The sequence below is a fragment of the Acidihalobacter prosperus genome, assembly GCF_000754095.2.
GTDB lineage: Bacteria > Pseudomonadota > Gammaproteobacteria > DSM-5130 > Acidihalobacteraceae > Acidihalobacter > Acidihalobacter prosperus.
The window spans coordinates 183,821-197,455 of the sequence record NZ_JQSG02000001.1; the positions used below are offsets into that span (position 1 = coordinate 183,821).

Sequence of the window (13,635 nt, forward strand, 5' to 3'; positions counted from 1 at the left end):
AGGCGTGAGTTCCGTACCTGTGCCGAATCAACGCGTCTTGTCCGGCATGCGTCCCACCGGACGCATGCATCTGGGACACTATCATGGCGTGGTCAAGAACTGGGTCGAACTGCAGCATACCCACGAATGCTTTTTCTTCGTGGCCGACTGGCACGCCCTGACCACGCAATACGAGGACCTCAGCCGTCTCGAGGAGCACACGCGCGAGATGGTCATCGACTGGCTCGCCGCCGGCATCAACCCGGGTTCTGCGACCATGTTCGTGCAGTCCTGGGTGCCCGAACATGCGGAACTGCACCTGCTGCTGTCGATGATCACGCCGCTTGGCTGGCTGGAGCGGGTGCCGAGCTTCAAGGATCAGCAGGAGCAGCTCAAGGACCGCGACCTGGCCACCTACGGCTTCCTCGGCTACCCGCTGCTGCAGAGCGCCGACATCCTGATCTACAAGGCCGGGCTGGTTCCGGTAGGCGAGGATCAGGTGCCGCATCTTGAGATCACCCGCGAGATCGCGCGCCGCTTCAATCATCTTTACGGCCGCGAGCCGGATTTTGCCGAGCGTGCCGAACAGGCCATCGCCAAGATGGGCAAGAAGAACGCGCGCCTGTACCGCGATCTGCGCCGGCGTTATCAGGAACAGGGCGAAGGTGAGGCTATCGAGGTCGCGCGCGCGTTGCTGGATTCGCAGCAGAACCTTTCGATCGGCGACCGCGAACGCCTGTTCGGTTATCTGGAGGGCTCGGGCCGCATCATCCTGCCCGAACCGCAGCCGCTGCTCACGCAAGCGGCCAAACTGCCGGGCCTGGATGGACGTAAGATGTCCAAGTCGTATCACAACACCATCGCCCTGCGCGATACGCCGGCCGAGGTGGAGAAAAGCATCCGTACCATGCCGACCGATCCCGCGCGGGTGCGGCGCACCGATCCCGGCGACCCGGAGAAATGCCCGGTCTGGCAGTTCCATCAGATTTATTCCGGCCAGGATGTGCTGGACTGGGTGCAGTCGGGCTGCCGCAGCGCGGGCATCGGCTGCCTGGACTGCAAGCAGCCGATCGTCGATGCGGTGCTGGCGGAGCTGCGGCCGATACAGGAACGGGCGCGCGAGTACGAGGCCGACCCCACGCTGGTGCAGAACGTGCTCAACGAGGGCACGGAAACCGCCCGCGACGTTGCCGAGGAAACCATGAGCGAGGTCCGCCGCGCCATGGGGCTGGCATACCGCTGAGCGTGGCGCGATGAATCCCCGTCCGCGTCAGGTACGATCCGCGTGAGCGAGGAAACGCCTGCCGTCGGCGAGCGCCCGCCGGCTCATGCGGGGCACGCCCAGTCCGAGCTGCCGTTCGCGTTGGTCTGGGGCGAGCCGTTGTCGAACCCGCCGCAGGATCTCTATATTCCTCCTGACGCGCTGGAAGTCTTTCTGGAGGCTTTCGAGGGGCCGCTGGATCTGCTGCTGTATCTCATCAAGCGCCAGAATCTGAATATCCTCGACATACCCATCGCCGAGGTTACCCGCCAGTACGTCGAGTACATTGCGCTGATGCAGGATCTACGGCTGGAGCTGGCCGCGGAATACCTGGTGATGGCCGCCGTGCTGGCGGAGATCAAATCGCGCATGCTGCTGCCGAGACCGGAGGAGGCCGAGGACGAGGACGCCGATCCACGCGCCGAGCTGGTGAGGCGGCTGCAGGAATACGAGCGTATCCGGCGTGCGGCCGAGGATATCGATGCACTGCCGCGCATGGAACGGGACTGGGTCGGACTCGCCGTCGCGCCGCCACCGCGCGAAAATGTCCGCCCTGATCCCGATGTGGATCTGCGCGAGATTCTGCACGCCCTGCGCGAAGTGCTGGGGCGCGCGCAGATGTTCACGCACCATCACATCCAGCGCGAGCCGCTATCCGTGCGCGAGCGCATGTCGCGGGTGCTGGAGCGGATGGGCGACGAGTTCGTCGAATTCACCGGTTTCTTTTCGCCGGAGGAGGGGCGGCGGGGCGTGGTGGTGACGCTGCTGGCGCTGCTGGAACTGCTCAAGGATCACCTGATCGAGCTGGTTCAGAACGAACCCTTCACCCCGATCTACGTCAAACGTGCCGACCGCTGAGGTCATCTCGTGAGCGAATCGCCGATTATCCGACAAGTCATCGAAGCGGCCTTGCTCAGCGCCGCGCAACCTCTGAGCCTGGAGCGCCTGGAGCGCCTGTTCGCGGGGGAGGATCCGCCGCCCGGCCGCCAGGCAATACGTCAGGCGCTGGACACGCTGGCAGAAGCGTGCGCCGATCGTTGCTACGAGCTGACCGAGGTGGCCAGCGGCTATCGCCTGCAGATCAAGCGCGAGCTGTCTACCTGGGTGCATCGGCTGTGGGAGGAAAAACCGCCACGCTATTCCCGGGCCACCCTGGAAACGCTGGCGCTCATCGCCTACCGTCAGCCGATCACGCGCGGCGAGATCGAGTCCGTGCGCGGTGTCAGCGTCAGCAGCCACATCATCAAGGGGCTGCTTGAGCGAGACTGGGTACGCGTGGTGGGTCATCGCGAGGTGCCGGGTCGCCCCGCCTTGTACGCGACCACTCGCGGGTTTCTGGATTATTTCGGCCTCAAGTCCCTGGACGAGTTGCCGCCGCTGGCCGAGCTGATGGACATCGACGGTCTGCACCCGGAGCTCGATCTGGGCGATCCCGAGTCCCTGATTGAGGCCTCGGATGCCGCCGAAGCCGAAGCCGATGCCGAAGCCGATGCCGATGCCGATGCCGATGCCGATGCCGATGCCGAAGCCGATGCCGAAGCCGATGCCGAAGCCGATGCCGAAGCCGATGCCGAAGCCGATGCCGGCGTCGTGCGCGGAGAACGGGGTTAGGCGTGTCGCTGGCGCTGCGTTATGCGTGGTTCGCGGCTTTGGCGACCGCTGCCAATCTGCTGAGTCAGGAAGCCGTGCTTGCCCTGCTGAGGTCGGCGGGCTACGCCCTCTACGGCGCCATGGCCGTGGGTACGGGGGTGGGCCTGTATGTGAAATACGTGCTCGACAAGCGCTTTATCTTCGCCTACCGGACGCGCAGCGCCGCGCACGACCTGCGCACTTTCGTGCTCTATGCCGCCAGCGGGGTGTTTACCACATTGGTGTTCTGGGGCAGCGAGCTGGGTTTCTATCATGTCTTTGACTCGCATGCCTGGCGAAACGTCGGCGCAGTGCTGGGCCTGGCCGTGGGGTACTGGCTGAAATACCGGCTCGACCGTCGATTCGCCTTCGCCACGGCACGCGGCGCCGTGGCGGGCTGAGCGGTTGCGATCAGCGCTCCTGCAGGCGCGGCATCAGCATCACCAGATTGCACGGGCGCGTGCGATGGTCGAGCTGCGCGGCGATCAGCCGATCCCAGCCGGTGCGGCAGGCACCGGACGAGCCGGGCAGGCAGAAAACGTACGTCGCGTTGGCAACCCCTGCGATCGCGCGCGACTGCAGGCTTGAAGTCTTGATTTCCTCATAGGACAGCATGCGGAACAGCTCGCCGAAGCCCTCGATTTCCTTGTCCAGCAGGGGCTTTATCGCTTCCGGCGTTCCGTCGCGGCCGGTGACGCCGGTGCCGCCGGTCGTGACCACGGCATGAACCTCCGGTATGGCGATCCATTGCGATAGCACGGCGCGGATCTGGTAGATGTCGTCCCTGACGATGCGCCGGTCGGACACCCTATGGCCGGCTTGCGCGATGCGTGTCATGAGTACCTGGCCCGAGGTGTCGTCGGCTTCGGTACGGCTGTCGGAAATGGTGAGGACGGCGATATTGAGGGGGATGAATTCGGCTGTTTGGGTCACATTGGGCTCCCGTGTTGGATTCGATCGACGAAACAGGCCGTCCGGTGGCCCACCCGTCGGGTACAATGCCGGCATGAGCGATAGTTTACCTCCGGAAAGACTGCAGAAACTGCTGGCGAGAGCCGGATTGGGTTCGCGCCGCGAAATCGAAACCTGGATCGCGGCGGGCGAGATAACGGTCAACGGCGAGGTCGCGACCTTGGGTACCCGCGCGACTGCCGACGACCGCATCGCGCGCCAGGGCCGTCTGCTGTCGTTGGCACGCCGCGTCGCCAGACCGACGCAGACACTGGCCTATTTCAAGCCCGAGGGCGAGGTCAGCACGCGCAGCGATCCTGAAGGGCGACCCAGCGTCTATGCCAACCTGCCGCGCGGGCGTTGGGTGGGCGTCGGCCGTCTCGATATCAACACATCAGGCCTGCTGCTGTTCACCAGCGACGGCGAACTGGCGCACAAGCTCATGCACCCCTCCAGCGGCATCGAACGCGAATATGCCGTGCGCGTGCGCGGCGAGGTCAGCGAGGCGCAGATCGCCCGGCTGCGCGAGGGCGTCGAACTCGAAGACGGTCATGCGGGCTTCGACGAGGTCATCGACGCGGGCGGCAGCGGCGGATCGAATCATTGGTTCCACGTCGTGATCCGCGAGGGCCGCAAACGGGAAGTGCGTCGCCTGTGGGAGGCTGTCGGCCTTGCGGTCAGCCGCCTGATCCGTGTGCGTTACGGGCCGATTCAGCTCGGAAGGAGTCTGCGTGCCGGCCGCTGGCGAATGCTCGAGGAGCAGGAGCTGCGAGACTTGTATCAGGCCGCCGGACTCGAAGCGCCCCAGGCCAAGCCTGCCAGGCGCGCGCGCACGCCGCGGCGGCGCTGAAACATGAGCGTGCCGGCATCCCTGGATGCCGCCCGCGCCGGCGAGATATTCGAGCGGCTGCTCGTCGAACACGGCGAGCAGCATTGGTGGCCGGCCGAGACACCCTTCGAAGTGATGCTTGGTGCGATCCTGATCCAGAACACCCGCTGGCGCAACGTCGAGCGCGCGCTGGGCCGTCTTCGCGACGCCGGCCTGCTCGGTGCCGTCGAACTGGCCGCGCTGCCGCCCGAGACGCTGGCCGAACATCTGCGTCCGGTGGGCTATTACAATCTCAAGGCGCGTCGCGTCGCCGGTTTCGCGGACTGGTATCTTGCGCGCGGCGGCTACGAGGGTCTGCGCCTGCACGAGACGGCGCACCTGCGCGAGGCGCTGCTGGCGGTCGACGGGGTTGGCCCCGAGACCGCCGATGACATTCTTCTGTATGCGTTCGAGCGACCGGTATTTGTGATCGACGCCTATACCCGTCGCCTGTTCGGGCGGCTCGGCCTGCTGCCCGAGAAGGCTGCCTACGAACGCCTGCGCAGGGCCTTCGAAGCCTGCTTGCCGCCCGACGCGTACCACTATGGAGAATATCACGCGCTGATCGTGGCGCATGCCAAGGCGCTATGCCGTCCGCGGCCGCGTTGCGTCGCTTGCCCGCTGCGCAGCGACTGTCCGGCCGGAGGCGATTGAACGACCGGGGACTATACTCGAAGAAGACACGCACGCCGCTGACAGCGGCCGGCGCAGGGGCGGGGAAATGATGCGGATAGGACGTTTTGGAGCGGCGTTGCTGCTGGCGCTGGGTCTCGGCAGCGCGCAGGCGCGCGTGGAGGGAGAGCTGGCGCCGGGACTGGTCAATCCGGGGGCGCACGAGCAGCCCGCGTGGTTCAAGCAGTCTTTCCTCGACATGCGCGAGGATGTGGGCGAGGCCCGCGCGCAGGGCAAGCGGGTCATGCTGTATTTCTATCAGGACGGCTGTCCCTACTGTGCCAAGCTGCTGCGCGACAATTTCGCGCAATCCACCCTTTCCGATGCCACGCGCCGTTATTTCGACGTGATTGCCATCAACATGTGGGGTGATCGCGAAGTCACCGATTTCGAAGGCCGCAAGACCACCGAAAAACGCTTCGCCAAGATGCTCAAGGTCATGTTCACGCCGACGGTGCTGCTGCTCGACGGCGACGGCAACGTCGCCCTGCGTATCAACGGCTACTTCCCCCCGCATCGGTTCCTGGCCGCTATCCGCTATGTCGGCGAAGGGCTCGATGCGAAGGAGACGTTCCGCGAGTATCTTGCGCGGACCTCTCCGGAACCAGCCAGCGGCCAGCTGCATCACCTGCCAGGCGAGCTGCAGCCGCCGTATCGGCTGCAGGCCACGCTCAAGCGGGATCCGAGGCCGCTGCTGGTGTTGTTCGAACAGCGTCAATGCGGGGATTGCGACGAGTTGCACGACGTGGTTTTCAAGCGCCCGGAAACGCAGCGGCTGCTCAAGCGGTTTCAGGTGGTGATACTCGACATGTGGGCGGCGACGCCCCTGACCACTCCGGACGGACGGCACACCACTGTGGCGGCCTGGGCTTCCGCGCTGAAGGTCGACTATGCGCCAAGCATGGTGTTTTTCGACCGGGAGGGGCGCAAGGTGTTCGCCACCGGCGGCTACCTGCGGGCCTTTCATGTCCAGTCCGCGCTCGATTACGTAGCCTCCGGCGCCTATCTCAGACAACCGGAATTCCAGCGCTATATCGAGACCCGCGCCGACGCGCTACGGGCGAAGGGCGTGAAGGTCGACATCTGGCGTTAGCCGTGTGGGGGAAGGGGAACATGAAGACGATGACCTGCAAGCAGCTCGGCGGTGCGTGCGACGCGGCCTTCCGCGCGGACACCTTTGAGGCAATCGCGGAACAAAGCAAGCAGCACGGGATGGAGATGTTCCGCATACAGGATGCGGCGCATCTCGAGGCCATGCAGCGGATGCGCGCGCTGGCACAGGCACCCGAGGCCATGGCACGCTGGCTTAAGGCGCGCAAGCAGGCCTTCGAGGCGCTGCCTGAGGATTGACCTCCCCCCGCTCGGGCGGGTGTGCGCCGCCGCCTGTTATCCTGCGGGCATGCCCGTCCGCTCCGTCGAGGCGGGCTTAGCGTTTGCCCGGTTGGCATTCGAGGTCGGTGCCGGAAACGCCGCGGCTGTCCGGTCCGAGAAAATAGAGATAGGGCGCGATAACCGTCTCCGGCGCCGGATGGGCATCCGGCGGCTCGCCCGGATAGTGCGCGCGTCGTTCGCGCGTCGCCACCGGTCCGCTGTCGACCCCGTTCACGCGGATCGGATGATTGCTGTCGGCGTCGTATTCCGCCGCCAGAATGTCGAGCATGCCTTTCTGTCCGGCCTTGGCGATGCCGTAAGCCCCCCAGTAGGCGCGCTGGCAGTGGTGAGTTGAGAACACGATGGCGGGATCCTCTGCGCGTTCGAGCAGCGGCAGGCAGGCGCGGGTCAGCAGAAAGGGCGCATGCAGATTGACGGTCATCACGCGCGCCCATAGCTCGACGTCGTAATGCTTGAAGGGTGTCAGCGCGCCGACCCAGCCGGCATTGTTGACGAGGCCGTCCAGATGCCCGAATTCGCCCTCGATATTATCCATCAGGTCGGCGTAATCCTTGGCGGTGGCGCCTTCCAGGTTCATCGGATAGATTGCCGGTTGGGCTCCGCCGGCGGCCTCGATGCCGTCATACACCGCTTCGAGCTTTTTGACCGTCTTGCCGAGCAGGATGACGGTGGCGCCGGCGTGTGCGCAGGCCAGCGAAAGCGCCTTGCCGATGCCGTCGCCCGCGCCGGTGACGAGTACGATGCGCCCTGCGAGCAGGTCGGGACGAGCTTCATATTGTCGGATGGCGTCCTCGTCCAGTCGCATCAGTTCATTCTCCTCATGATTTGTGTGGAACATTCTAACCCGCTGCGCACGGCGCCTTCGAGCGTGGCCGGCAGTCCGGTGGCGGTGTAGTCCCCGGCCAGCCAGAGTCCTGCTACGGCCGTGGTGTTATCTGGGCGGCGCGCGTCGTTTGCCGGTGTGGCGAGAAAGGTGGCGGCGCGTTCGCGGATGATCTGGATTTCGAGCGGCGTCCCCCAGCAGGGGAAATGTCGCCCGACATCGCCCGCGATGCTTCGCGCCAGGGTATCGCGATCGAGCGCTTCCAGGGGGCCAGGGCCGCTGACGACGGCGGCCACGACGCCGGGTTCGCCCGCGACCCGGCGATCGAACAGCCACGCGCCCGTGCCGTCGAGCAGCGCCTGCATGGGTGGATCCAGGTGCGGCTGTGGATCGTAGCGCAGGTAGGCGGTGGCGATGGGCGCCCGTCCCAATGCGCGCAGGCTCTCGGCGATGACGCGGGTTGCCGGCAGGGGTTCGAGCAGATGCACCGCGGCGGCGGGTGCGGTGGCCAGGATCACCTGGTCGGCTTCGAGGGAGTCGCCGTCACGCAGGCGTACGCCCGTGATGCGGTCCTGGTGTACGCACAGCGCTGCGACGCGCGTGCCTAGGCGGATATCGGCACCAAGCCATTCGAGTCGGCGTATGGCCGGTGTCGGCAACAGCGCGCCCAGCGGTTGCCGGGGGATGAGCAGGCGCGCGCTGGCCGCGCTTGCGAAGGCTTCGCGCAGGGTGCGATGGAAGATGCGCGCCGAGGCGCACGCGACCGGGAGGTTGAGCGCGGCCAGGCACAACGGTCCCCATAAGCGCTCGATCAACGTCATCGGCTGACCCTGTGCCAGCAGCCAGTCGTGCGCGCAAAGATGGGCCGCGGGCGGGGACGACAGCAGTCGACCGGCGCCCAGCAATGCGCGTTTCAGACGCCAGTCGAGGCCTTGTGCGCCGATCAGTCCCTGCAGCAGGTGCAGCCGCCCAGGCAGATGTCCGCCGCGAACCCGGATAACGGGGTGGGACGGGGCTGGGCGCAGCAGCAGGTCCAGCGGCCCATCGTGGAAGGCAGTGTCGCGGCGTATGCCCAGGCGCTCCAGCAGGCCAAGGGTTTCGCGATAGGCGCCGATCAGCAGATGCTGCCCGTTGTCGCGCAGGGGTTGCCCGCGCAGGCTGCGTGCCCGACCGCCTGCGAGGGCGGCGGCTTCGACAAGTGTGACACGTCGGCCCGCCTCGCTGAGCGCCAGTGCGGCGCTCAGGCCGGCCCAGCCCGCGCCGACGACAAGAATGCGGCTCACGCCACGGCCGTACCGGGCTGGCGTCGGCGTTCGCGTCGCGCCATGCGCCATGCGATCCAAAGTTTGCGCAGCGGCGTCAGGCGGATGCGATGTTCCAGTACGCGGTAGCCGTCGCGCTCGATTTCGTCGAGCAGGGTCTGATAGATCGAGGCCATGATCAGGCCGCTGCGCTGGGCGCTGCGGTCCACGGCGGGCAGATGGGAGAAGGCACGACGGTAGTAGTCGCGCGCACGGGCGGCCTGAAAGGCGAACAGTGCGCGTATGCGGTCGTCCGTGTGCCCGCGCCGCAGCTCTTCCGGCGCTATGCCGAAGCGTTGCAGCTCGTCGAGCGGGATATAGATGCGTCCGCGGTCCGCGTCCTCGCGGACGTCACGCAGGATGTTGGTGAGCTGGAAGGCGAGCCCGAGGTCGCTGGCGTAGCGCTCGGTGCCGCGGTCGCTGTAACCGAAGATGGCGGCCGCCATCAGTCCCACCACGCCGGCGACCCGGTGGCAGTAGAGCGAAAGCTCCGTGAAACTGGGATAGGCATCGTAGTCGAGGTCCATTTCCATGCCGGCGATGACCTCGGCGAGTTGCGTCTGCGGTAACCCGAAACGTTCGACCGCCACGGCTAGGGCGCGCGTTACCGGATGCGCAGGGCTGCCTGAGTAGAGACGGTCGAGTTCTTCGCGCCACCAGTTCAGCTTGGCGCGCGCGACTTCAGGCGACAGGCCGCGGTCGACCACGTCGTCGACCTCCCGGCAGAAAGCGTAGAGGGCAATGATGGCCTGCCTGCGCGCTTCGCCCAGGAACAGGAAGCTGTAATAGAAACTGGAACCACTGCGAGCGGCTTTTTGTCGACAGTATTCGTCAGGGGTCATGATTGTGCCCGGATTCGCCCGCCGGTCATGCTAACACACCGCGCGGGAGGCTTAACTTCGACGGCGCGGCAGGCAAGCGCCACCGACGATGGCCAGCCGGTCGCGCAGATTCAGGCGCGGCCTGGAGAACAGATCGTCCCGTTGTTGCTGCAGCCGGTAGAGGATGCGGGCGCCGCCGATGATGATGGCGCGTAGTTCGAGACCCATGCGGCCAGGGAGCCGGCCGCCGAGCGGAGCGCCGGCTCGCAACAGGCGATCGGCACGCCGGTATTGATGGTGCATCAGTCGGCGCAGTGCCGATGTGCTGCGTCGCCGGGCGATATCGGTTTCGTCGACGCCGTACTCGGCCATTTCGTCCTGGGGCAGGTAAATGCGCCCCCGGTCGACATAGTCGCTGTAAAGGTCCTGATAGAAATTGATCAGTTGCAAAGCGGTGCAGACGGCGTCCGATTCGGCTAGATTGTCAGGCGTGGCCTGTGCGTTGAGATGCAGCAGCAGACGGCCGACCGGATTGGCCGAGAGACGGCAGTAACCCATGATCTCGCCGAAGTCGCGATAGCGGGTCTGCCTAACATCCTGGCGAAAGGCGAGCAGCAGATCCTGAAACGGCTGGATGGGCAGTTGATAGCGTGCGATGGCGTCGGCGAGCGCGACGTATATCGGGTCGTCGGGCCACTTCCCGGCTGCGGCCGACATCAGGGCCGCATCCACACGGTCCAGCGCATCCAGGCGTTCGCCGGCGCTCTGGCTGCCTTCGTCGGCAATGTCGTCGGCGCGGCGGGCGAAGGCGTAGATCGCCGCTACGGGGCGGCGCAACTGCGCCGGCAGCAACCATGAGGCGACAGGGAAGTTTTCATAATGCCGCGAGGCGATGGCGAGGCAGGCACGGTAGGCCTGTTCGGTTTCCGGTGCGAGCGGTGGCGATGTCATATCGTGGCGGTCGAGTCGGTGCCGGGAGGATAACCCGGTGAAGCGCGCGCGGAAACCGTTGCGTCGACGACAGGGAGAATACGGATATGGTTGACCAGGAACAGCGGGTGGTGCACCGGGTGCGCTTTATCGCGCGGGCGGTGCTGAAGACCCAGGGACATACGGTCGAGGTGCAGATGCTGGATATTTCGCTCAAAGGCGCCCTGGTGGATTTGCCGGCCGATGTAACCACCCCGTCGCTGGAGAGCCGGGTGGTCCTCGACCTTGTGCTGGGCGGCGATATCGAATTGGTGGCAACCGGGCGGGTGGTTCGTGTGGCGCCGCCGCATCGCCTGGGTCTGCTTTGGGAGAGCATGGACGTGGATACCGCGACCCATTTGCATCGCCTGCTGGTGCTGAATCTGGGTGGCGAGGAGGCGTTCGAGGCGGATCTCGACGCGATGCTCGCCGCGCAGGCCGACGACTAACGCGACATGGGGGTGGCTTGTGGCGTCGCCGCCGGCGTTTCCAACCACTCCAGCAAGGCTTCCGGTTGCTGCAGCTCGGCGTCGGCGCCCCAGGCCTGCGGGCATTGGTCTGAGTCGATGTATCCCCAGCGTGCGATCAGGGTGTGCATGCCCGCCGCGCGTCCGGCCGCGATGTCCCGCTCTGCGTCGCCGAGGTAGCAGCAGGCGCCTGGAGGCAGTCCGCAATCCGCAGCCGCGTGCAGCAGCGGCGCGGGATGCGGTTTGCGCTGCGGGAGCTGATCGCCGCTGACCAGGCAGGCAATGCGTCGTTGCAGTCCGAGCGCCTCGATCAGCGGCCTGCTGAGGAATCCCGGCTTGTTGGTGACAATGCCCCAGACGAGACCGCGTACTTCGAGGGCGTCGATGACCTCGGGCATGCCGGGAAAGAGTCGCGTTTGCTGTGCCAGGTTTTCGGCGTAGATCGCCAGAAAGCGCGCCCGCAGAGCCTCGAAACGCGCCTCCGCCAGCCCGTCGCCGAAACCGATGCGCACCATGGCCGTGCTGCCGTGCGAGACGTGATCGCGTATCGCGGCGAGGGGCAGTGCGCCCAGGCCGTGCTCGCGCCTGAGGTCGTTGAGCGCCGCAGCCATGTCCGGGGCGGTGTCCAGCAGCGTGCCGTCGAGGTCGAACAGGACGCCGCGAATGCCGCGCGGATTACTGGACGACGGCATGGACGAGGTAATTCACCGAGACATCGGTGGACAGCGAGTAGGCGTGGGTCAGGGGATTGAAGTGCATGCCGGCGATGTCGACAAGATTGAGGCCGGCGTGGCGGATGGCTCGGTCGAGTTCGGAGGGGCGGATGAAGCGCTGGTACTCATGCGTGCCGCGAGGCAGCAGCTTGAGCAGGTATTCGGCGCCGACGATCGCGAACAGGAATGATTTCGGGTTGCGGTTGAGCGTGGAGAAGAACACGTGCCCGTCCGGCTTGACCAGCGCCGCGCAGGCGCGCACCACCGATTCCGGGTCGGGCACGTGTTCGAGCATTTCCATGCAGGTCACCACATCGTAGCTGCCGGGCCTTTCGGCTGCGAGCGCTTCCACGGTGACCTGGCGGTACTCGATCTCGACGCCCGTTTCCAGGCCGTGCAGACGGGCCACGGAGAGCGGTGCCTCGCCCATGTCGATACCGGTGACCTGGGCGCCTCGGGCGGCCATGGATTCGGACAGAATGCCGCCGCCGCAGCCCACGTCGAGCACCGTTTTGCCGACCAGGCCTGCAGCGTGCTGTTCGATGAATCCCAGGCGCAGCGGGTTGATCTCGTGCAGCGGCCGGAATTCGCCGTCGGCATCCCACCAGCGATGGGCCAGCTCCTCGAATTTGCCGATCTCCCGGGGGTCTACGTTGCCTCGTGGTTCGTTCATGCCGGTGCCGTCAGGTGGGGACGGCGGCAGTTTAGCATTGCGCGCATGAAGGCCGCATGCATCGGTTTATACTGGCGGACCCCGCCGGAACCGGGAGGGGATGCGCGAGCAACGAACGGAGTGTACATGTCACTGGCGATACGGATTCATCGGCACGGTGGGCCCGAGGCCCTGACTTTGGACAATGTCAAGGTCGGTGCGCCCGGCAAGGGCCAGGTGTTGCTTGAGCAGCGGGCGATCGGTGTCAACTTCATCGATGTTTATCATCGCACCGGCCTGTATCCGGTGACGCTGCCGACAACGATTGGCCTGGAGGCGGCCGCGCGGGTCGAGGCCGTGGGCGAGGGCGTCGTCGACTGGCAGCCCGGGGATCGGGTGGCCTATGCCGGCGGGCCGCTCGGCGCCTATGCGCAACGGCGCCTGATGCCGGCCGAGCGGCTGGTCAGGTTGCCGGACGAGATCGACGACCGCGCGGCCGCGTCGATGATGTTGCAGGGGATGACGGTACAGTATCTCGTGCGCCAGACCTATCGGGTATCGCCGGGAGAGACCGTGCTCTGGCATGCGGCCGCCGGGGGTGTCGGCCTGATCGCCTGCCAGTGGCTGCGCGCACTGGGCGCGACGGTGATCGGTACCGTGGGTTCGGACGAAAAGGCGGCGCTGGCCAAGGCGCACGGGTGCACGCATACGATCAACTATCGCCGCGAGAACTTCGTCGAACGGGTGCGGGAGCTGACGGATGGGCTCGGCGTGCCGGTGGTGTACGATTCGGTCGGTCGCGATACCTTCGAGGGCTCGCTCGACTGTCTTCAGCGGCGAGGGTTGCTGGTTTCATTCGGCAACGCCTCCGGCGCGGTGCCGCCGTTCAGCCTGGGTGTGCTGGCGCAAAAAGGCTCATTGTTCGTGACCCGCCCCAATCTTGCCGGCTACACTGCCGCGCGAGACGATCTGTTGCAGTGCGCCGGCGAGCTGTTCGAGCAGGTGCGCGCCGGCACGGTCAGGGTCGCGACCCACCATGCCTACCCGCTGGCAGAGGCAGCCCATGCGCACCGCGATCTGGAGGCGCGCAAGACCACCGGGTCCATCGTATTGCTGCCGTGATGCGGCCGTTGCCGG

General features: G+C 66.1%; 17 protein-coding genes. 10 read left to right on the forward strand and 7 right to left on the reverse strand.

The features are described from left to right. Positions 1–4 precede the first annotated feature (4 nt). The 4 genes from THPRO_RS00910 to THPRO_RS00925 are packed head-to-tail and all read left to right on the forward strand — an operon-like array spanning position 5 to position 3,270. Positions 5–1,222, forward strand: coding sequence for a tryptophan--tRNA ligase (locus tag THPRO_RS00910; protein WP_082954339.1), 1,218 nt, complete (start codon positions 5–7; stop codon positions 1,220–1,222). A gap of 42 nt (positions 1,223–1,264) precedes the next feature. Further along, on the forward strand, positions 1,265–2,098 hold the full coding sequence (locus THPRO_RS00915; RefSeq protein ID WP_052064069.1) for a segregation and condensation protein A: 834 nt from the start codon (positions 1,265–1,267) through the stop codon (positions 2,096–2,098). Positions 2,099–2,107: 9 nt separating this feature from the next. Next, positions 2,108–2,851, forward strand: coding sequence for an SMC-Scp complex subunit ScpB (gene scpB, locus THPRO_RS00920; protein WP_052064068.1), 744 nt, complete (start codon positions 2,108–2,110; stop codon positions 2,849–2,851). A 2-nt stretch (positions 2,852–2,853) separates the two neighbouring features. Next, positions 2,854–3,270: a GtrA family protein gene (locus THPRO_RS00925; protein ID WP_038087254.1), complete on the forward strand. Its 417-nt coding sequence runs from the start codon at positions 2,854–2,856 to the stop codon at positions 3,268–3,270. Positions 3,271–3,280: 10 nt separating this feature from the next. Here THPRO_RS00925 and moaB read toward each other — a convergent pair whose 3' ends face one another. Further along, entirely contained in the window at positions 3,281–3,802 is a 522-nt protein-coding gene (gene moaB, locus THPRO_RS00930; RefSeq protein ID WP_038087609.1) for a molybdenum cofactor biosynthesis protein B, read from the reverse strand. Between the two features lie 73 nt (positions 3,803–3,875). Here moaB and THPRO_RS00935 point away from each other — a divergent pair, with 73 nt between their 5' ends. The 4 genes from THPRO_RS00935 to THPRO_RS00950 all read left to right on the forward strand — a co-directional run bounded on the left by THPRO_RS00935 (position 3,876) and on the right by THPRO_RS00950 (position 6,710). Then, the gene (locus THPRO_RS00935; protein ID WP_065089078.1) at positions 3,876–4,670 is read left to right on the forward strand and encodes a pseudouridine synthase; all 795 of its coding nucleotides are present in this window, start codon (positions 3,876–3,878) and stop codon (positions 4,668–4,670) included. Positions 4,671–4,673: 3 nt separating this feature from the next. Continuing rightward, entirely contained in the window at positions 4,674–5,342 is a 669-nt protein-coding gene (locus THPRO_RS00940) for an endonuclease III domain-containing protein (RefSeq protein ID WP_038087250.1), read from the forward strand. 67 nt (positions 5,343–5,409) lie between these two features. Then, on the forward strand, positions 5,410–6,453 hold the full coding sequence (locus THPRO_RS00945) for a thioredoxin family protein (protein WP_038087247.1): 1,044 nt from the start codon (positions 5,410–5,412) through the stop codon (positions 6,451–6,453). Positions 6,454–6,473: 20 nt separating this feature from the next. After that, positions 6,474–6,710: a DUF1059 domain-containing protein gene (locus tag THPRO_RS00950; RefSeq protein ID WP_065089079.1), complete on the forward strand. Its 237-nt coding sequence runs from the start codon at positions 6,474–6,476 to the stop codon at positions 6,708–6,710. Between the two features lie 76 nt (positions 6,711–6,786). Here the strand turns inward: THPRO_RS00950 and THPRO_RS00955 are convergent, their stop codons facing one another. The 4 genes from THPRO_RS00955 to hpnC are packed head-to-tail and all read right to left on the reverse strand — an operon-like array spanning position 6,787 to position 10,648. After that, positions 6,787–7,560 (reverse strand): SDR family NAD(P)-dependent oxidoreductase, encoded by a 774-nt coding sequence (locus THPRO_RS00955; RefSeq protein ID WP_407922438.1) that lies wholly within the window; start codon positions 7,558–7,560, stop codon positions 6,787–6,789. Continuing rightward, a complete protein-coding gene (hpnE, locus tag THPRO_RS00960; RefSeq protein WP_161489909.1) occupies positions 7,557–8,858 on the reverse strand; it encodes a hydroxysqualene dehydroxylase HpnE in 1,302 nt (433 codons plus the stop codon). The genes THPRO_RS00955 and hpnE overlap by 4 nt, the downstream gene beginning before the upstream one ends. Beyond that, positions 8,855–9,718, reverse strand: coding sequence for a presqualene diphosphate synthase HpnD (hpnD, locus tag THPRO_RS00965; protein WP_038087240.1), 864 nt, complete (start codon positions 9,716–9,718; stop codon positions 8,855–8,857). Before hpnD ends, hpnE begins: the two co-directional genes overlap by 4 nt. 51 nt (positions 9,719–9,769) lie before the next feature. Beyond that, positions 9,770–10,648, reverse strand: coding sequence for a squalene synthase HpnC (gene hpnC / locus THPRO_RS00970; protein WP_038087236.1), 879 nt, complete (start codon positions 10,646–10,648; stop codon positions 9,770–9,772). 86 nt (positions 10,649–10,734) lie between these two features. On the opposite strand from hpnC, the gene THPRO_RS00975 reads away from it, so the two are divergent. Next, positions 10,735–11,115 carry a PilZ domain-containing protein gene (locus THPRO_RS00975; protein WP_038087232.1) on the forward strand — a complete coding sequence of 127 codons (381 nt, stop codon included), beginning with the start codon at positions 10,735–10,737 and terminating at the stop codon, positions 11,113–11,115. On the opposite strand, the gene gph is transcribed toward THPRO_RS00975, so the two are convergent. Together gph and ubiG are read right to left on the reverse strand one after the other, a co-directional pair. Then, positions 11,112–11,825, reverse strand: a complete 714-nt coding sequence (gene gph / locus THPRO_RS00980) for a phosphoglycolate phosphatase (protein WP_038087229.1) — start codon at positions 11,823–11,825, stop codon at positions 11,112–11,114. The two genes, THPRO_RS00975 and gph, sit on opposite strands and share 4 nt — an antisense overlap. Beyond that, positions 11,809–12,519 (reverse strand): bifunctional 2-polyprenyl-6-hydroxyphenol methylase/3-demethylubiquinol 3-O-methyltransferase UbiG, encoded by a 711-nt coding sequence (gene ubiG / locus THPRO_RS00985; RefSeq protein ID WP_038087225.1) that lies wholly within the window; start codon positions 12,517–12,519, stop codon positions 11,809–11,811. The genes gph and ubiG overlap by 17 nt, the downstream gene beginning before the upstream one ends. 126 nt (positions 12,520–12,645) lie before the next feature. Between ubiG and THPRO_RS00990 the strand changes: the two genes are divergently transcribed. Further along, positions 12,646–13,620 (forward strand): quinone oxidoreductase family protein, encoded by a 975-nt coding sequence (locus THPRO_RS00990; protein ID WP_038087222.1) that lies wholly within the window; start codon positions 12,646–12,648, stop codon positions 13,618–13,620. The last annotated feature ends 15 nt before the right edge of the window (positions 13,621–13,635 follow it).